We start from the raw sequence: 18,517 nt of genomic DNA, 5'->3' as shown, positions 1-18,517 counted from the left end.
AGCGATCGCATCGGGCTTTTTGTTGCCTGTCGCAGTCCGGTCAGAACGAGATCATCCGCCCCGGATTGAGCGCGCTCATCACGCTCATCGCCGCCTTCGCGGCCGGAATCGCGATCGGCGACAGTTGCCGGCCGAGCGGAATCTCGCGATGGTCGATGCCGGTCAGCATCGAGAAGTCGTCGTTGCGTCCGACGAAATCGTCGCAGATCGCCTTGCCGATCCGCACCGTCTGGGCGACGCCGTGCCCGCTCCAGCCCTGCACCATGTACATCGGCACGCGGCCGTCGGTCTTGCGGCTGTCGGTCGCGCCGTTCAGCGTAAAGTCGCTGACGCCGCTCCAGCAGTAGTCGAGCGCGAAGCGGCCGTCGTGCTGCGGAAACACCGTGTTCAGCCGCGTCAGCAGGTACGCGTTGACGTCGGGCTGGGTCCAGCACGTGCCGGTGCCCTGCCCGCCGAACAGCAGGCGGTTGCCGCGCACCGGCCGGTAGTAGTCGATCTGGAACTGCGTGTCGTACACCGGCATGCCGGCCGGCATCAGCGTCGCCACGTCGACGTCGAGCGGCGCCGTCACGCTCACGTACGTGAAGAACGGCACGGTCGTCGCGGCGCCGTCGTCGAGCAGCCGGAACGTCGTGTTGTGCAGCGCGAGCACGACGCCCTTACGGGCGATGATCGTGCCGCGCGGCGTCGTCGCGACCACGCCTGCGGGGGTTTCGTCGAGCTCGAGCACCTCGGTGCCTTCGTATAGCGCGCCCCCGTTCAGCCGGAAGCCGTGCGCGAGGCCGCGCACCAGCGCGAGCGGATGGAGCTGCCCGCCGAGCGCGTCGATTGCCGCGCCGTGGTACAGCCCGGAGCGCACATATTCGTCGTGCAGTTGATGGCGGCCGACGAGCGTCACGCCGGCGTCGCCGAGATGGCGGCGCGCGTCCGCGCCGTCGAGCAGCGCGCTCATGTGGCCCGGGTGGACCGCCGCCGTCACGTGGCCGCGGCGGCGGTCGAGATCGAGCGCGTAACGTGCGCCGATCGCATCGATCAGATCCATCGACTCGGCCGATGCGAAGCGCCACAGCCGCCTTGCGTCGTCGTGCGACAGGTGGTCGATCATGTCGGCCGCTTCCCAGCGCGCGAGGCCCGGCGTGAGCTGGCCGCCGTTGCGGCCCGACGCGGCCGATCCGACGTGGTGCTTGTCGACCAGGATCGTGTCGACGCCCGCTTCCGCGAGGTGCAGCGCGGCCGATGCGCCGAGCAACCCGGCGCCGATCACGAGCACGTCGCACACGGCGTCATGCGCGAGCGGCGCGCTGTTTTCATGGTGCGACAGCGACGCCTCGTACCAGTTGGCCGGACGACCGCCGTCGTAGCGCGACGGATCGCACCAGTTCCAGTTGTCTTTCTCGATATTCAGCTGCGTCTGGTCGAAACGCGATTCGCCCCGGATCAGGGGCTTGTGATTGGAAGTCATGATTGCACTTGCATGGTCTTGGGCCGCCTGTCGAAGAGCCTTGAGGCTTCGCGGGTGGGGCAGCCGGTTCCACTTGGGTGTCAACGAGATAAAGGGCGCGATGGCCCGTGTTGACGGCAGGCACGCTCGTGTCTGCCTGGATCCCGGACCGTGCAAAGCACGCATTGAGAGGTGCCGGGACACCCAATTTCTACACCGCAGAAATAATTCTACAGCGTAGAATACGCTTTCGTCAAGATTACAGCCACCCGCCTCGCCTTTCCCATGAAAGACAAACCCGCTCAAGGCCCGCGCGGCCTCGACAAGGACGCGATCGTCGCGGCCGCGCTCGCGCTGCTCGAAGAAGTCGGCGAAGCCGCCTTCAGCGTGCGCAAGCTCGCACAGTCGGTCGGCTGCGACCCGATGAGCGTGCTGTATCACTTCAAGTCGAAGGACGGCCTGAGCCGCGCGATCGCGAACGCGCTGTCGCGCTCGCTCGTGCCGGTCGACGACACGTTGCCGTGGCGCGAGCGGCTGCGCGATCTCGCGCGCCAGTACCGCGCGCTCGCGCTGCGCCATCCGGCCGCGTTCACGCTGCTGCAGCGTCACATGAGCACCGGCCCGGCCGATCTCGCTCACATCGAGGCCGTGCATCGCGCGCTGGTCGACGCCGGCATTGCGCGCGCGGCGCTGCCGTCGGTATGCGTCGGCTGGTATGCGAGCGTGATCGGGCTCGCCGCCGCCGAGGCCGGCGGCCTCACGCGGCCGGCGAACGACGTCGAGCTCGCGGAGATGCACGCGCTGTCCGACGCCGGGTACCCGCTCGTCAAGTCGGCCGCGCCGCTGTATGCGCAGCTCGATCCGGCCGCCGTGCACGACACGATGCTCGACGTGCTGCTCGCCGGCATCGCACAGCACGCGCGCACTGCCTGAGCGCTCGCGAGGTCGGAAACGACAAAGGCGCCCGGACGGGCGCCTTTGTCACTACTGCATCACGATTGCCGCGAACTGCGCTCAGTGCTGCTGCGCGAGGCCGATCTTCACCATGACCTCGTCGACGATCTGTTCGGGCGTCAGCTCGATGCCGACCACGATCGCTTCGTCCTCGCCCGGTTCCTCGAGCGTGTCGAGCTGGCTTTTCAGCAGCGACGGATCGAAGAAATGGCCGGTGCGGGTCTTCAGGCGCTCGTGCAACACCTCGAACGAACCCTTCAGGTACACGAACCGCACGTCGGTGTCGGTGCCGCGCAGCACGTCGCGGTACGAACGCTTCAGCGACGAGCACGTGAACACGGCCGTCTCGCCGGCATGCTGCTTTTCCTCGATGGCCGCGCGGATCGTGCGCAGCCACGGCCAGCGGTCGTCGTCGGTCAGCGGAATGCCGTGGTGCATCTTTTCCTTGTTCGCCGCGCTGTGAAACGCGTCGCCGTCGGTATAGCTGCACGACAGACGCTCCGCCAGCATTTCGCCGATTCGCGACTTGCCCGCGCCCGACACGCCCATTGCGATCAGAATCATTGACTACCCCTTGTTACAGAACCATGCTCAGCAGCAACGTGAAACTGAGACCGAGCACCGAGATGATGGTTTCGAGCAGCGACCAGGTCTTGAACGTCTGACCGACCGTCATCCCGAAGTATTCCTTGATCAGCCAGAAGCCGCCGTCGTTCACGTGCGAGAAGATCAGCGAACCCGAACCGGTGGCGAGCACCAGCAGTTCCGGGCTGACCGTCGTGCCGGCCGCCGCGGCGATCGGTGCGACGATGCCGCAGGCCGTCGTCATCGCGACCGTTGCCGAACCCGTTGCGAGACGCATCAGCGCCGCGACGAACCAGCCGAGCAGCAGCGGCGACAGGTGCGCGTGCTTCGCGGTCTCGACGATCTGCTGCGAAATCCCGCTGTCGCGCAGGACGCCGCCGAAGCCGCCGCCCGCGCCGACGATCAGCGTGATGCCGGCGATCGGCGCCAGACACTCGCCGCAGAACTTCTGGATCTGGTCGCGGTTGAAGCCCTGCAGCTTGCCGAACGTGAAGAAGCTCACCAGCACGGCGATCAGCAGCGCGACGTCGGAGTTGCCGGCAAAGCGCAGCAGGTTGTTCGGCAGCGACTTCGGCGCGAACACCAGGTCGGCCCAGCTGCCAACCAGCATCAGCACGACGGGCAGCAGGATCGTGAACAGCGTGATGCCGAAACCCGGCAGCTCGCGCGTGCGGCCGTTCGAGTGCGTGTCGACGAACTGCGACGCGAGCGGGTTGTTTTCCGGCAGCTTCACGAACCTCGAGATCGTCAGCGCGAACAGCGGACCCGCGATGATCGCGGTCGGCACGCCGACGATCAGGCCGAACGCGATCGTCTTGCCGATGTCGGCGCCGTATTGCTGAACGGCCAGCAGCGCAGCCGGGTGCGGCGGAATCAGCCCGTGCACGACCGACAGGCCGGCCACCATCGGCAGGCCGACGACGAGCAGCGATTTGCCGGTGCGCTTCGCGACGTTGAATGCGATCGGGATCAGCAGCACGAAGCCGACTTCGAAGAACACCGGCAGACCGACGATGATCGCGACGAACATCATCGCCCAATGAATGTTCTTCTCACCGAACCAGTCGATCAGCGTGGTCGCGATCCGCTCGGCCCCGCCCGATTCGGCCATCATCTTGCCGAGCATTGTGCCGAGGCCGACGACGATCGCAATGTGGCCGAGCGTGCCGCCCGTGCCCGCTTCGAACGACTTGACGATCTTGTCCATCGGCATGCCGACGGCGAGACCCAGGCCAAGCGAAACGATGATCAGCACCAGGAACGGGTAGATCTTGAAACGCGCGATCATCAGGATCAGCGCGGCGATCGCGATCAGCGTGAATACGAGCAGCATGCTGCCTTGGACAGCCCCCATGTGGCACTCCTCCTTGGATTGTTCGAACCGGGCGAGTTGTAGCGAGTATGCCCGGCTATGCAGGTCTCCGAAACACGGGGGGTACCCACCCCGCGAGGACGCTGAATTTTACTTATCTTTACGGTCCGCGGATAGAACCGGTTCCATCAGCAAAAACCCTCGGTAAAACAAGCACTAAGCGCCTGCTTACCGAGGGTTAAATCATCATTTCGTACAAGTCTTACCGGGGGAGCTGGCTCGCGGCTTGCGCGAGACGCGTGACTTCGGCCCAGTCCTGCGCCGCGAGCGCTGCCTTCGGCGTGAGCCACGAGCCGCCGACGCACACGACGTTCGGCAGCTTCAGGAAATTCGGCGCGCTCTCGACCGTGATACCGCCCGTCGGGCAGAACTTCAGCGCCGGGAACGGGCCGTGGAACGCCTGCAGCATCGGCACGCCGCCGGCTTGCTGCGCGGGGAAGAACTTGACGATCTCGTAGCCGAATTCGAGTGCCTGGATGATGTCGCTCGGCGTCATCACGCCCGGCAGCAGCGGCAGGTCCGCGTCGAGCGACGCGAGATGCAGATCCTTCGTCAGGCCCGGCGACACGCCGAACTTCGCACCCGCGCGCTTCGCCTGCGCGCAGTGCTCGGGCTTCGTGATCGTGCCGACGCCGACGACGATATCGTCCGCGAGCTGGCTCGCGCGCTGGATCGCCTCGAGGCCCGCCGGCGTGCGCAGCGTGATCTCGAGCACCTTGACGCCGCCCGCGTGCAACGCGCGCGACACGTGTTCGCCCTGCTCGACCGAGTCGAATGCGAGCACCGGAATGACCGGGCCCAGCTTCACGATTTCCGCAATCGTCTTCATTGATTTGGCTCCTTGAAATTCACGCGGCGACGTGGACGGCCGTTTCGCCGACCAGCGTCCCGAAAACCGATGCGCCCTGCTCGGCCGGCGCGGCAGCCGCGCGGAACACACCGAACAGTTCGCGCCCGAAACCCGTCTCGTTGTCGGCCTGGTGCAGCGGCTGCGCGACCGGGCGCGCCTGCCATTCGGCTGCGTCGATCTCGATGTCGAGAACGCCCGCGTCCGCGTCGATCACGAGCGTGTCACCCGTCTTCACCTTGCCGAGCGGGCCGGCCAGCAGCGCTTCCGGCGACACGTGGATCACCGCCGGCACCTTGCCCGACGCGCCCGACATGCGGCCGTCGGTGACGAGCGCGACATGGAAGCCCTGATCCTGCAGCACGCCGAGCAGCGGCGTCAAACGGTGCAGCTCGGGCATCCCGTTCGCGCGCGCGCCCTGGAAACGCACGACCGCGACGAAGTCGCGCTTCAGTTCGCCGCGATCGAACGCTTCCTGCACGGCTTCCTGCGAATCGAACACGATCGCGGGCGCCGTCACCTTGCGGTGCTCGGGCGCGACCGCCGAAATCTTGATCACGCCGCGGCCGAGCCGGCCCTGCATCAGGCGCAGGCCGCCGTCCGGCTGGAACGGCTCGCGAATGCCGCGCAGCACCTTCGTGTCGTGGCTTTCGGCCGTGCCGTCGACCCACGTCAGCTTGCCGTCGATCAGCTTCGGCTCCTTCGTGTAGTGCGACAACCCCTTGCCCGCGACCGTCGTCACGTCTTCGTGCAACAGCCCGCCTTCGAGCAGGTTGCGCACCAGGAACGCGACGCCGCCCGCCGCGTGGAAGTGGTTCACGTCGGCCTTGCCGTTCGGGTAGATCTTCGCGAGCAGCGGCACGGCGGCCGACAGCTCGTCGAAATCGTTCCAGTCGATCAGGATGCCGGCCGCGCGCGCAATCGCGACGAGGTGCAGCGTGTGGTTGGTCGAGCCCCCCGTCGCGAGCAGCGCGACGATCCCGTTGACGATCGCCTTCTCGTCGATCACGTGGCCGATCGGCGTGTACTGGCCGCGCTCCACCGTCAGATCGAGCACGCGGCGCGCAGCCTCGGCCGTCAGCGCGGTACGCAGCGGCGTGTGCGGATGAACGAACGCCGAGCCCGGCAGGTGCAGGCCCATCAGCTCCATCAGCATCTGGTTGCTATTCGCGGTGCCGTAGAAGGTGCAGGTGCCGTGGCCGTGATACGCAGCCGATTCGGCTTCGAGCAGCGCGTCGCGGCCCACCTGGCCGGTCGCGAACTGCTGGCGGATCTTCGCCTTGTCGTCGTTCGACAGGCCGCTCGTCATCGGGCCGGCCGGCACGAAGATAGTCGGCAGGTGGCCGAACTGCAGCGCGCCGATCAGCAGGCCCGGCACGATCTTGTCGCAGATGCCGAGGCAGAGCGCCGCGTCGAACATGTTGTGCGTGAGCGCGATCGCCGTGCCCATCGCGATCGCCTCGCGCGAGAACAGCGACAACTCCATCCCGGGGTTGCCCTGCGTGACGCCGTCGCACATCGCCGGCACACCGCCGGCGAACTGCGCGACGCCGCCGTTCTCGCGCGCGGCGGCCTTGATGATGTCGGGGAAACCCTTGTACGGCGCGTGCGCGGACAGCATCTCGTTGTACGAGGACACGATGCCGATGTTCGGCTCGCGGATCGCCTTGATCTGGAACTTGTCGCTGCCCTCGAGACCCGCGAAGCCGTGGGCGAGGTTCGCGCACGACAGCGCGCCGCGGGCCGGGAACTTGCCTTGCGCGCCGGCGATGCGCTGCAGATAGGCGGAACGGGTCGATTGGCTGCGGGCGATCACGCGGTCGGTGACTTTCGCCAGAGTGGGGTGCAGCGACGTCATGCTGGGCGCTCCTGTATGCCGGACGACACCGGCGGTTGGAATCGTGGGGACGATCGAGTGCGTCGAACGAACGAAGCAAGTCTAGTAGAAAAACTACACGCGCGCAATGCGGATCGATATACACGCAACCCTTATTCCCGCCACCAGCAAGGCTTTAACTAGTGAAAACCCTAATTCGCCTCATCGAGCAGCCCGAGAAAGACCGACGAAAGAGCTAGCATTTTCTTGTAGATTTTCTACAATTCGATTGCGATACACTCGCTCATCCGAACCCGATTTTCATCTGCCGCCCCATGCTGCCTCGCATTGAAGCGATCCGCGCCGAGCTGCGCCCGTCCGAGCGCAAGCTCGCCGACTACATCCTCGCCGCACCGCGCGAGGTGCTCGACCTCGCGATGACCGAGCTTTCGACCCGCGCGGGCGTCAGCCAGCCGACCATCGCGCGCTTTTGCCAGGCGCTCGGCTGCAGCGGCTTTCGCGAATTCAAGATCCGGCTCGCGCAGAGCGTCGCGCCCGGCGTGTCGTCGGTGTATCGCGACGTCGAGCCCGACGAACCGGCGCCCGGCATCATCGGCAAGGTGTTCGACCGCACGATCGGCGCGCTGATCGAGGTGCGCAACAGCCTGTCGGCCGGCAGCGTCGCCGACGCGATCTCGCTGCTGTCGAACGCGTCGCGCATCGAGTTCTATGGTGCCGGCGGCTCGGGCATCGCCGCGCAGGACATCCAGCACAAGTTTTTCCGGCTTGGTGTGCCGAGCGTCGCGTACTCGGACCCGCACACGTTCTCGATGTCGTCGGCGCTGCTCGGGCCGCACGACGTCGTCGTCGCGATCTCGAACACCGGCCGCACGCGCGACATCGTCGATGCCGCGCGCTCCGCGCTCGCGTGCGGCGCGAAGGTCGTCGCGATCACGCAAAGCCATTCGCCGCTCGCGAAGCTCGCGACGGTGAGCCTCGCGTCGAACGTCGCCGAGGAAACCGACGTGTTCTCGCCGATGACGTCGCGGATGTCGCATCTCGCGATCGGCGACATCCTCGCGGTCGGCGTCGCGCTGTCGCGCGGGCCGGCGCTGATGGAGCGGGTCGGCCGCGCGAAGGAAGCGATCACGCGCCGCCGGATCGACGACCCGACGAAGGAATGAACGCGCCCGACGCGCGCATGAAAAATGGCGCCCCGCGGGGCGCCATTGTTGCGTATCGATCGCCAGCGCTGCCGTGCAGCGCGATCAGAACGGCTTGATCACGACCAGCGCGACCGCGGCAAGCATGCCGAGTACCGGCAGCTCGTTGAACACGCGATACCACTTGTCGGTGCGACGGTTCTCGCCGCGCTCGAACACCCGCAGCAAGTGTCCGCAATACGCGTGGTAGATCACGAGCAGCAGCACCACCGTCACCTTCGCGTGAATCCAGCCCTGCCCCTGGCCAATGCCGATCGCGAGCCAGAGCCACAACCCGCATGCCAGCGCCGGCACTGCGATGAACGTCATGAAGCGAAACAGCTTGCGCGCCATCAGCAGCAAACGCCGCACCGCGGCCGGATCGGTTTCCATCGCGAGATTCACGTAGATGCGCGGCAGGTAGAACAGCCCCGCGAACCACGCGGCGATCAGAACGATATGGAACGTCTTGACCCAGAGCATTGCCATCGGTTGTGCGCCTCGCTTTACGGTTACTGGCGGCCTTCGCCGTGCCCGAGCACGACGTACTTCAGCGACGTGAGCCCTTCCAGGCCGACGGGGCCGCGTGCGTGGAGCTTGTCGTTCGAAATGCCGATTTCCGCGCCGAGGCCGAATTCGAAGCCGTCCGCGAAGCGTGTCGACGCGTTGACCATCACGCTCGCCGAATCGACTTCGCGCAGGAAGCGCATCGCGCGGTCGTGATCCTCGGTGACGATCGCATCCGTATGGTGCGAACCGTAATGGTTGATGTGCTCGATCGCCGCGTCGAGGCCGTCGACGACCTTGATCGCGAGCACCGGCGCGAGATATTCGGTGTGCCAGTCTTCTTCGGTCGCATCGACGAGCGGGCCGACGCCGGCCTCGGCGAGCACCGCGCGCGCGGCCGCATCGACACGCAGTTCGACCTGCTTGTCGCGATACAGCTTGCCGAGCGGCGGCAGCAACGTCGCCGCGATGCCGCTCGAAACGAGCAGCGTCTCCATCGTGTTGCAGGTGCCGTAGCGATGCGTCTTCGCGTTGTCGCACACCGTCAGCGCCTTCGCGAGATCGGCGCGATCGTCGACATACACGTGGCAGATACCGTCGAGGTGCTTGATCATCGGCACGCGCGCCTCGTTGATCAGGCGCTCGATCAGGCTCTTGCCGCCACGCGGCACGATCACGTCGACGTATTCGGTCATCGTGATCAGCTTGCCGACCGCCGCGCGATCGGCGGTCGCGACGACCTGCACCGCGTCCTGCGGCAAGCCCGCCGCTTCGAGCCCTTCGCCGATCAGCTTCGCGAGCGCAGCGTTCGACTCGAGCGCTTCGGAGCCGCCGCGCAGGATCGTTGCGTTGCCCGACTTCAGGCACAGCGCGGCCGCGTCGATCGTCACGTTCGGGCGCGACTCGTAGATGATGCCGATCACGCCGAGCGGCACGCGCATCTGGCCGACCTGGATCCCGCTCGGGCGGTACTTGAGGTTGCCGATCTCGCCGATCGGATCAGCCAGCGATGCGACCTGGCGCAAACCTTCGACCATCGTGTTCAGCGCCTTGTCCGACAGCGTGAGGCGATCGATGAACGCCGCATCGAGCCCCTTTTCACGCGCACGGGCGACGTCGCGTGCATTCGCATCCTTCAGTGCCTGCGCATCGCGCTCGATCGCGCGGGCCACGGCGTCGAGCGCCGCATTCTTCGCGGCCGTGCTGGCGCGCGCCATGGCGCGGGAAGCGTGCCGGGCACGGCGGCCCAGGTCCGTCATGTACTGGTCGATATCCATCGTGTGACTCGAGAAGCGAGCCGCTTGGCGCGGCGTGAATTCGGGGAAAGCGTGCAGCGCGGCAGCAGAAAGGGCCGCACCGGCCATCGAAATATTGTAAGCGGGTTGCGATGCAGGCGCTGAAGGCCCTCGACGAGGCTTAACGCCGCACGCGACCCGCGGTCGGCGGTCGCTCGCCGCGCTCGCCGGCCACCGTCATCGCGAGCTGGAACAGGCCGTCCCACGGATCGGGCGGCGGATCGTCCTGCGTGCGGCGGCCCGGCGCGATGGCCGACAGCCCCTTGACCTGCCGGTCGAGCTTCGCGGCGAACGCGAGCGCCTTCTCGAGCACGCCTTCCGACACGCGGTTCAGCGCGGGGGCGATCAACCGCTCGCGCGGACCCCACACGCGGTTCTCGCGCAGCAGCGTGGCCAGCGGCTTGCCGGCCGTCGCGCCGCGCTTGATCCGCAGCAGCGTGCGCAACTCCTCGACGACGGCCCACATCACGAGCACGATCGCCTCGCCCTCGCCTTTCAGCCCGTCGATCATCCGCGCGAGCCGTGCGGCGTCGCCGGCGAGCATCGCTTCGTTCAGCTTGAAGACGTCGTAGCGCGCGACGTTCAGCACCGCGTCGTGCACCTGTTCGAACGCCAGCACGCCCTGCGGATACAGCAGCCCGAGCTTCTGGATTTCCTGGTGCGCGGCGAGCAGGTTGCCCTCGACGCGCTCCGCGATGAACTGCAGCGCGCGCCGGCCGTCGTCGCCGAGGGCGACGCGCTGGCCCTGCATCGACAGACGCTGGCCGATCCAGTTCGGCAGTTGCGCGCGCTCGACGGGATCGATCTTCAGCGCGACGCCGCCGTTCTGCAGCGCGGTAAACCAGGCGGATTTCTGCGTTGCCGCGTCGAGCCGCGGCAACGTGACGAGCATCAGCGCGTCGGGGTTGGGCGTCGCCGCGAGCGTCTTCAGCGCATCGGCGCCTTCCTTGCCCGGCTTGCCCGACGGAATGCGCAGCTCGATCAGCTGACGCTCGCCGAACAGCGACATCGCCTGGGTCGCGCCCAGCAGCACGCTCCAGTCGAAGCCGCGCTCGACCGTATGCACCGAACGCTCGGTGAAGCCGGCCGCGCGCGCGGCCGCACGAATGCGGTCGCACGCTTCCTGCGCGAGCAGCGGCTCGTCGCCATACACGGTGTAGAGCCCGGCCATCCCCTTCGCGAGGTGCGGCTCCAGCGCATCAAGTCGCAATTGCATCGGTACGTGCGCCGGCGATCAGAGCGGCGGCGGCGGCAGCGGCGCGCCCGGCGCCACGCCCGGCACCACGTCCTGCGGCGCCGGCGTCAGCGAGTGGACGATCGCGAGACGCCGCATCAGCTGGTCGACGGCATCGTTCTGCATGTCCGCGTACAGGATGTCGGCTTCCTGCGCCTTCGCGTTCGTGTACTGGTCGCTGTACGTCATCGCGCGGTTCAGCGCGATCGCGCTCGCGGGGATCAGCACGGTGCCGTCCTTGCTCGTCAGCGTGTAGTTCAGCGTGTAGTACAGCGCATATTCCTGCGCGGAACCGTACTTGTTGAGTGTCAGCGTGTTCTGCCCGCGCGACTCCCACATGCGCAGCACGGCGTCGGCGTCGTCCGCCGACTTGACGATCTTCGTGTCGCTGCCTGCCTCGACGAGGCGCGTGAGCCGCGCACCGACGGCCGCCGGCGCGCCGGCGATCAGCAGCCGCTTGAACGCGTAGTCCTGCTGGCCGCGCAACTGGAAGCCGCATGCCGACAGCGCGACCGCGCTGCCGACGAGCACCAAAAACGATCTGCGGATCACCTTCGCTCCTTCTGTGTACGCCCGACGGCCGGCGGCCGTCAGACGACGATGTTCACGAGGCGGCCCGGCACGACGACGATCTTCTTCGCCGGCTTGCCGTCGCTGAACTTCGCGAACGCTTCGTCGGCCACCGCCGCGGCTTCGATCGCCTCGCGGCTCGCGTCCTTCGCGACCTTCAGCGCGCCGCGCACCTTGCCGTTCACCTGCAGCACGAGTTCGATCTCGGCCTGCTCGAGCGCGGCTTCGTCGACCTTCGGCCAAGGTGCGTCGAGCAGCGGGCCGAATTCGTCCGCGTAGCCGAGCGCCTTCCACAGCTCGAACGTGACGTGCGGCACGACAGGGTACAGCACGCGCAGCAGTACGCCGTACGTCTCGCGCAGCACGGCGGGCGTCGCGCCCTTCGCGCCGTCGATCGCGTTCAGCATCTTCATCGCGGCCGACACGACCGTGTTGTACTGCAGACGCTGGTAGTCGAAATCGGCCTGCTTCAGCACGCTGTAGATCTCGCGGCGCAGCGCCTTGTCGGCGTCGCCGAGCGCCGCCGCGTCGAAACCGGCGCGCACGGCGAGCGCCTCACGATTGCCCGCGCCGAAGCTCCACACGCGGCGCAGGAAGCGGCTCGCGCCTTCGACGCCCGCACCCGACCACTCGAGCTGCTGCTCGGGCGGCGCGGCGAACATCGTGAACAGGCGCGCGGTATCGGCGCCGTACTGGTCGATCAGCACCTGCGGATCGACACCGTTGTTCTTCGACTTCGACATCTTCTCGATGCCGCCGAGCACGACCGGCTGGCCGTCCGAGTTCAGCGTCGCGCCGACCGGGCGCCCCTTGTCGTCGTGCGTGACCGTCACGTCGGCCGGGTTGTACCAGGTCTTCTTGCCCGCTGCGTCTTCGCGATAGTACGTCTCGTTGAGCACCATCCCCTGCGTGAGCAGGTTCTTTGCCGGCTCGCCGAACTTCACGAGGCCGAGGTCGCGCATCACCTTGGTCCAGAAGCGCGAATACAGCAGGTGCAGGATCGCGTGCTCGATGCCGCCGATGTACTGATCCATCGGCATCCAGTAGTCGGTGCGCGCGTCAACCATCGTGTCGGCGTCCGGTGCCGTGTAGCGCGAGAAGTACCACGACGAATCGACGAAGGTGTCCATCGTGTCGGTTTCGCGCTTCGCGGCCGCGCCGCACTTCGGGCACGCGCAGTTCAGGAACGCTTCGGACTTCGCGAGCGGGTTGCCCGAGCCGTCCGGCACGAGGTCTTCCGGCAGCACGACCGGCAGGTCCTGCTCCGGCACCGGCACGTCGCCGCACGACGGGCAGTGGATGATCGGGATCGGCGTGCCCCAGTAGCGCTGGCGCGAGACGCCCCAGTCGCGCAGGCGCCACGTGACCTGCTTGTCGCCGAAGCCGCCGGCCTTCAGGTCGGCCGCGACCGCGTCGACCGCATCCGCATGGCGCAGGCCGTCGTACTTGCCGCTGTTCACGCAGACCGCGGTTTCCTTGTCGCCGTACCACTCCTGCCATGCATCGAGCGAGTAAGCCTGGCCTTCGCTCGAAATCACCTGCTTGATCGGCAGGCCGTATTTCTTCGCGAACGCGAAATCGCGCTCGTCGTGGCCCGGCACGCCCATCACCGCGCCTTCGCCGTAGCTCATCAGCACGTAGTTGCCGATCCATACCTCGACCGGCTCGCCCGTCAGCGGGTGCGACACCGAGAAGCCCGTCGCGACGCCCTTCTTCTCCATCGTCGCGACGTCGGCCTCGGCAACGCCGCCGCGCTTGCATTCGTCGATGAACGCCTGCAGTTCCGGCTTGCCCTGCGCGAGGCGCGTGGCGAGCGGATGCTCGGCCGCGATCGCGCAGAACGTGACGCCCATGATCGTGTCGGCACGCGTCGTGAACACGCGCAGCAGCGTCTTTTCGCCGTCAATTTCGTACGGGAAGCCGAAGTTCACGCCGAAGCTCTTGCCGATCCAGTTCTGCTGCATGATCTTCACGCGCTCGGGCCAGCCGAGGCCTTCGAGGTCGTTCAGCAGCTCATCCGCGTACTGCGTGATACGCAGGTAGTACATCGGGATCTCACGCTTCTCGACGAGTGCGCCCGAACGCCAGCCGCGGCCGTCGATCACCTGCTCGTTCGCGAGCACGGTCTGGTCGACCGGGTCCCAGTTCACGGTGCCCGTCTTCTTGTAAGCGATACCCTTCTCGAGCATCTTCAGGAACAGCCACTGGTTCCACTTGTAATAGTCGGGCTTGCACGTCGCGATTTCACGCGACCAGTCGATCGCGAGACCCATCGACTGCATCTGGCCCTTCATGTAGTCGATGTTGTCGTAGGTCCACTTCGCGGGCGGCACGCCGTTCGCCATCGCGGCGTTCTCGGCCGGCATCCCGAACGCGTCCCAGCCCATCGGCATCAGCGTGTTGTAGCCGTTCATCCGCAGATAGCGGTACATCACGTCGTTGATCGTGTAGTTGCGCACGTGACCCATGTGCAGCTTGCCGGACGGGTACGGCAGCATCGACACGCAGTAGAACTTCGGCTTCTGCGAGTCTTCCTTCGTCTTGTAAGCATCGGCTGCGCGCCAGTCGCCCTGGGCGGCGGCTTCGACGTCGGCGGGTACGTATCTCTCGTGCATGGTGTGGTTCGGACTAGGCTTTAAGCGGCGCGCCACGGGGCGGGCACGCGGAAGTGGACGAAATCGGGCAGCCCGGCGGCGCGGGCAGGCTCCCGGTTCCCGGGCCTGCCTCATGGTCCGGAGATCAGCCGGGTAACCCGGAAGGTCTCCAGGTTACCCGGCGAAACCCTGCCGACCGGGCGGAAACGACGATTATACCGTCCGTGGCGGGCGGCACGGCCCGTCTCGCGGGCCGGCACGCATTCTTGCTTGCACCGGACGCGCAGGCGGCCGGCCGGTCAGCGTTTCGCGCCCGCTGCGGCCGGCGCGGCAGTGCCCGCCGGCGGCATGTCGGTGACGAAGCCGATGCGCGTGAGCCCCGCGGCCTGCGCGGCGCCCATCACCTGCGCGATCACGTCGTAGCGGGTCGCGCGCGACGCGCGCAGCCGCAGCTCCGGCGGCGTGGCGCCCGCGGCGGCGGCCCGAAAGCGTGCCGGCAGCGCGTCGAGCGCGACGGGCGTGTCGTCCCAGAACAGCTTGCCGGCGTCATCGATCGACAGCGTGACCGATTGCGGCGTATCGCGCGCGACGCTGGCCGCGACCTTCGGCAGATCGAGCCGGATCGCATGCGTCATCAGCGGCGCGGTGATGATGAAGATGACGAGCAGCACGAGCATCACGTCGATCAGCGGCGTCATGTTGATCTCCGCCATCGGCGCGGACGTCTTGTGGTGCTCCAGTCCGCCGAATGCCATGGTCGCTCCTCCGGGCCGCGCGTCAGGCGCCCTGCGCGCACACGAACACGTGCAGGTCGCGCGCGAAGCCGTCGAGTTCCTCGGCGAGCTGTCGCACGAGCCGCCCGAGGATGTTGTACGCGAGCACCGCGGGAATCGCAACCACGAGCCCGAACGCGGTCATGATCAGCGCTTCGCCCACCGGCCCCGCGACGTTCTCGATCTGCGCCTGCCCGCTCGCGGCGATGCTGCCGAGCGCGTGATAGATGCCCCACACGGTGCCGAGCAGTCCGACGAACGGCGCGGTGCTGCCGATCGACGCGAGCAGCACCTGGCCGAACTCGAGCCGGCGCTGCGAGCGCAGCATCGCGTGACGCAGCGCGCGCAGCACGCGTTCGCTGCGCTCGACGCGCGCGGCCAGCGCGGCCGGATCGTGTTCGTCGGCCGCGTCGCGCGCGGCTTCGGCAAGCGGCACGAACACGCGTTCGCGATCGGCGCCGACGAGCGCGGCGATGCCCGCATCGAGCGACGGCGCGCGCCAGAACGCGGCGGGCGCGCGCGGCCCCTGCCGCTTCGCGCGGACCAGGAGCCAGGCTTTCATGAGGAGGAAGCACCAGCTGGCGACGGACATCGCCAGCAGCACGTAGGCGACGGCGTGCGTGATCGCATCGCCGCTTTCGAGGTAGTGGACAACGCCGGTGGGAATGGCCATCGGAGTTTCCCCGTGAGCGTCAGCGCAGGCCGAGCACGTCCTGCATGTCGAACAGGCCGGCGCCACGCGCCGACAGGAAGCGGACCGCACGCAGCGCGCCCTGCGCGTACGACACGCGGCTCGACGACTTGTGCGTGATCTCGATCCGCTCGCCGATCCCGGCGAACAGCACGGTGTGATCGCCGACGATGTCGCCGCCGCGCACCGCCGCAAAGCCGATCGTCGACGGATCGCGTTCGCCCGTCACGCCCTGGCGGCCGTACACCGCACATTCGTCGAGCGAGCGCCCGAGCGCACCGGCGACGGCCTCGCCCATCATCAGCGCGGTGCCCGACGGCGCATCGACCTTGTGGCGGTGATGCGCCTCGATGATCTCGATGTCGTAGCCGTGCGAGAAATGCTTCGCCGCGAATTCCAGCAGCTTCAGCGTGACGTTCACGCCGACGCTCATGTTCGCCGCGAACACGATGCCGATCCTGCCTGCCGCGGCCTGCAGCTCCGCCTTCTGCTCGGCGGTGAAGCCGGTCGTGCCGATCACGAGCTTCACGTCGTGGCGCAGCGCGGCCTCGACGTGCGCGATCGTGCCTTCCGGACGCGTGAAGTCGATCAGGTAGTCGGCCTGCGCGAACACGGCGTCGAGGTCGTCGGTCAGCTTGATCCCGGTTTCCTTGCCGAGGAACGCGCCCGCGTCCTGGCCGAGGAACGGCGAATCGGCGCGGTCGAGCGCGCCGACGAGCTGCGCGTCGGAATCGTTGAGAACGGCTTCGATCAGCATCCGGCCCATACGGCCCGATGCACCGGCAATCGCAATCTTCATGGCTTTCTACACGACAGGTATAAAGGCGGGCGGCGCATGCCGCCCCGTTTCCGCACGCCGGCCGCCTACTGGGCCGGCGCGGTGAGCGGCTGGTTCTGCAGCGTGTCCGAACCCTGCGGGCCGACGGGCTGCGTCGTGTCGTTCGACACGTTCGGCTGCGGCGGACGATGGAACTGGAACTGCGGCTGGATCGCCGGCGCCACGCCCGGCGGCTGGCCGCCCGGCACCGGTGCGCCGCTCGAGACCTGCGCGGACGGCGTGAAGCGGCGTGCGGCCGCCCCCTGCCCCGATACCTGGTTGGTCGCGCGGTTCGCCGCACGTGCGGCCTGGGCGTTCGCGTCCTGGTCGACCGCCGCGCCGGATGCCGGCTCGGCAACCGGGCTCGCGGCAGCGGTGGCCTGCGCGGCGCTCGCGGCAGCGGCTTCGGACGCCCTCTTCGCCGCGGCTGCGGCCTTCGCCTTCTTGCCGCCGCGATCGCCGTCGATATCGGCCAGCAGGTCGAGCTCGGAAGGCAGGTTCTCGGCACCCGCCCAGCTCGCGAGCCGGTCGCCCGAGAATGTCAGCACGAGGTCGCGCTGCTGGACGACTGCCGTCGAGCCGCGCTTGAAGTAAAAGAGGTAATCCCAGCGATCGGCATGGAACATGTCCGTCAGCAGCGGCGTGCCGAGCAGCGCGCGGACCTGCTCGCGCGACATCCCGGCCTGCAGCTGCGCGGCCTTTTCCTGCGACACGAAGTTGCCCTGCACGACAGTGATCCGATAGGGCGTGATGCTCTGCGCGATGCGCTGCGTCACGCTGTCGTACGACGAACAACCAGCCAGCGCGGCAACGGCGGCGGCAGCGATGATGGCACTCCGCATGCGACTCCTCTGAAAGTGCGAAAGAGATTCTGGGATCATTTCCGTCACCGTGCTGGCCCGCGTCGCGAGCCGCGCGTGTTTCTGGAACGGCGAAAAGCCGGTAACATTGAAGCCCTGCATTGTACTCTAGGGATGCCTAGCCATGACCAATCCGACGGATCTCAAGAATATCGGGCTAAAGGCCACCCTACCGCGCCTCAAGATTCTCGAGATCTTCCAGCAGAGCCCCGTGCGTCACCTGACGGCCGAAGACGTCTACCGGAACCTGCTCAACGAACAGCTCGACATCGGGCTCGCCACGGTTTACCGCGTGCTGACGCAGTTCGAGCAGGCGGGCCTGCTCACGCGCAGCAACTTCGAATCCGGCAAGGCCGTGTTCGAACTGAACGAAGGTTCGCACCACGATCACCTCGTGTGCCTCGATTGCGGTCGCGTCGAAGAATTCTTCGACGCCGAGATCGAAAGCCGCCAGCAAGCGATCGCGAAAGAACGCGGCTTCCGGCTCCAGGAACACTCGCTCGCGATGTACGGTTCCTGCACGACCGAAAACTGCCCGCACCGCAAGCACTGATCCGCACCATTCGCGCATGCGCGACGGCCCGGCCGGCACCTCGCCGCCCGGGCCGTGTCGTTTTCGGGACAAGACCAATGTGACGAGGCCCGCGTGACACGCGGGCCCGTATGGAAACGTTCTCGAGCATGCGGCTGCGCGCCGGCCACGGCGTGACCCGATGCCGGCCGCGCCGCGCGTCAGGCAGTGCTCGCGCAGGCCGGTTCGAACTCGAGCGCCCACGCGTCGTCGAGCGGGATCTCGTCACAGTTCGGCTGCGGGCCGCCGCGATCGACGATCACGAAATCGCTGACCGCGTCGAGCGCGAGCAGCGGGTGGTGCCACACGCCCTTCGCGTAATTCACGCCCTGCCAGCCTTCGGCGAGGAACGCGCGCATCGCGCCGGGCCGGAATTCGCCGGCCGGCG

At 67.3% G+C, this 18,517-nt stretch carries 18 protein-coding genes; 3 read left to right on the top strand and 15 right to left on the bottom strand.

The features are described 5' to 3' along the window. Positions 1–40: 40 nt before the first annotated feature. Complete coding sequence (locus J7024_RS32125) at positions 41–1,462, bottom strand: NAD(P)/FAD-dependent oxidoreductase (protein WP_175750752.1); 1,422 nt, start codon at positions 1,460–1,462, stop codon at positions 41–43. A 264-nt stretch (positions 1,463–1,726) separates the two neighbouring features. Between J7024_RS32125 and J7024_RS32120 the strand changes: the two genes are divergently transcribed. Beyond that, positions 1,727–2,374, top strand: coding sequence for a TetR/AcrR family transcriptional regulator (locus tag J7024_RS32120; RefSeq protein WP_124827142.1), 648 nt, complete (start codon positions 1,727–1,729; stop codon positions 2,372–2,374). Between the two features lie 81 nt (positions 2,375–2,455). On the opposite strand, the gene J7024_RS32115 is transcribed toward J7024_RS32120, so the two are convergent. From J7024_RS32115 to edd, 4 genes are all read right to left on the bottom strand, one after another. Next, positions 2,456–2,959, bottom strand: coding sequence for a gluconokinase (locus J7024_RS32115; protein ID WP_124827143.1), 504 nt, complete (start codon positions 2,957–2,959; stop codon positions 2,456–2,458). A 13-nt stretch (positions 2,960–2,972) separates the two neighbouring features. Continuing rightward, positions 2,973–4,334 (bottom strand): GntP family permease, encoded by a 1,362-nt coding sequence (locus J7024_RS32110; RefSeq protein WP_175760831.1) that lies wholly within the window; start codon positions 4,332–4,334, stop codon positions 2,973–2,975. A 220-nt stretch (positions 4,335–4,554) separates the two neighbouring features. Then, on the bottom strand, positions 4,555–5,181 hold the full coding sequence (gene eda / locus J7024_RS32105) for a bifunctional 4-hydroxy-2-oxoglutarate aldolase/2-dehydro-3-deoxy-phosphogluconate aldolase (protein ID WP_098549762.1): 627 nt from the start codon (positions 5,179–5,181) through the stop codon (positions 4,555–4,557). Between the two features lie 19 nt (positions 5,182–5,200). After that, positions 5,201–7,057 (bottom strand): phosphogluconate dehydratase, encoded by a 1,857-nt coding sequence (gene edd, locus J7024_RS32100; RefSeq protein ID WP_175760833.1) that lies wholly within the window; start codon positions 7,055–7,057, stop codon positions 5,201–5,203. Between the two features lie 293 nt (positions 7,058–7,350). Here edd and J7024_RS32095 point away from each other — a divergent pair, with 293 nt between their 5' ends. Continuing rightward, entirely contained in the window at positions 7,351–8,199 is an 849-nt protein-coding gene (locus J7024_RS32095) for a MurR/RpiR family transcriptional regulator (protein WP_124827146.1), read from the top strand. Between the two features lie 84 nt (positions 8,200–8,283). Here J7024_RS32095 and J7024_RS32090 read toward each other — a convergent pair whose 3' ends face one another. The 9 genes from J7024_RS32090 to J7024_RS32050 all read right to left on the bottom strand — a co-directional run bounded on the left by J7024_RS32090 (position 8,284) and on the right by J7024_RS32050 (position 17,540). Continuing rightward, entirely contained in the window at positions 8,284–8,706 is a 423-nt protein-coding gene (locus J7024_RS32090) for a CopD family protein (protein WP_098549765.1), read from the bottom strand. Between the two features lie 23 nt (positions 8,707–8,729). Continuing rightward, the gene (locus J7024_RS32085; protein ID WP_124827147.1) at positions 8,730–10,001 is read right to left on the bottom strand and encodes a glutamate-5-semialdehyde dehydrogenase; all 1,272 of its coding nucleotides are present in this window, start codon (positions 9,999–10,001) and stop codon (positions 8,730–8,732) included. Between the two features lie 139 nt (positions 10,002–10,140). Further along, positions 10,141–11,235: a DNA polymerase III subunit delta gene (holA, locus tag J7024_RS32080; protein WP_124827148.1), complete on the bottom strand. Its 1,095-nt coding sequence runs from the start codon at positions 11,233–11,235 to the stop codon at positions 10,141–10,143. Positions 11,236–11,253: 18 nt separating this feature from the next. After that, positions 11,254–11,805: an LPS-assembly lipoprotein LptE gene (locus J7024_RS32075; RefSeq protein ID WP_124827149.1), complete on the bottom strand. Its 552-nt coding sequence runs from the start codon at positions 11,803–11,805 to the stop codon at positions 11,254–11,256. A 38-nt stretch (positions 11,806–11,843) separates the two neighbouring features. Then, positions 11,844–14,438, bottom strand: coding sequence for a leucine--tRNA ligase (gene leuS, locus J7024_RS32070; RefSeq protein ID WP_124827150.1), 2,595 nt, complete (start codon positions 14,436–14,438; stop codon positions 11,844–11,846). A gap of 278 nt (positions 14,439–14,716) precedes the next feature. Continuing rightward, positions 14,717–15,172: an ExbD/TolR family protein gene (locus J7024_RS32065; protein ID WP_175760834.1), complete on the bottom strand. Its 456-nt coding sequence runs from the start codon at positions 15,170–15,172 to the stop codon at positions 14,717–14,719. Positions 15,173–15,194: 22 nt separating this feature from the next. Next, on the bottom strand, positions 15,195–15,863 hold the full coding sequence (locus J7024_RS32060) for a MotA/TolQ/ExbB proton channel family protein (protein ID WP_234745804.1): 669 nt from the start codon (positions 15,861–15,863) through the stop codon (positions 15,195–15,197). A 19-nt stretch (positions 15,864–15,882) separates the two neighbouring features. Further along, positions 15,883–16,680, bottom strand: coding sequence for a 4-hydroxy-tetrahydrodipicolinate reductase (gene dapB / locus J7024_RS32055; RefSeq protein ID WP_096506320.1), 798 nt, complete (start codon positions 16,678–16,680; stop codon positions 15,883–15,885). 65 nt (positions 16,681–16,745) lie between these two features. After that, positions 16,746–17,540: an outer membrane protein assembly factor BamE gene (locus J7024_RS32050; protein WP_124827153.1), complete on the bottom strand. Its 795-nt coding sequence runs from the start codon at positions 17,538–17,540 to the stop codon at positions 16,746–16,748. Positions 17,541–17,682: 142 nt separating this feature from the next. Here J7024_RS32050 and fur point away from each other — a divergent pair, with 142 nt between their 5' ends. After that, a complete protein-coding gene (gene fur, locus J7024_RS32045; RefSeq protein ID WP_006753314.1) occupies positions 17,683–18,111 on the top strand; it encodes a ferric iron uptake transcriptional regulator in 429 nt (142 codons plus the stop codon). Positions 18,112–18,290: 179 nt separating this feature from the next. On the opposite strand, the gene J7024_RS32040 is transcribed toward fur, so the two are convergent. Then, positions 18,291–18,517: ureidoglycolate lyase (locus tag J7024_RS32040; protein ID WP_234745803.1), on the bottom strand; the 227-nt coding region annotated here is incomplete at its 5' end.

It is taken from the genome of Burkholderia sp. WTPI3 (assembly GCF_021483755.1).
In the GTDB taxonomy this organism is placed as follows: Bacteria; Pseudomonadota; Gammaproteobacteria; order Burkholderiales; family Burkholderiaceae; genus Burkholderia.
The sequence above is the reverse complement of the archived record's forward strand: the minus strand, read 5'-3'. Positions and strand labels throughout refer to the sequence as shown.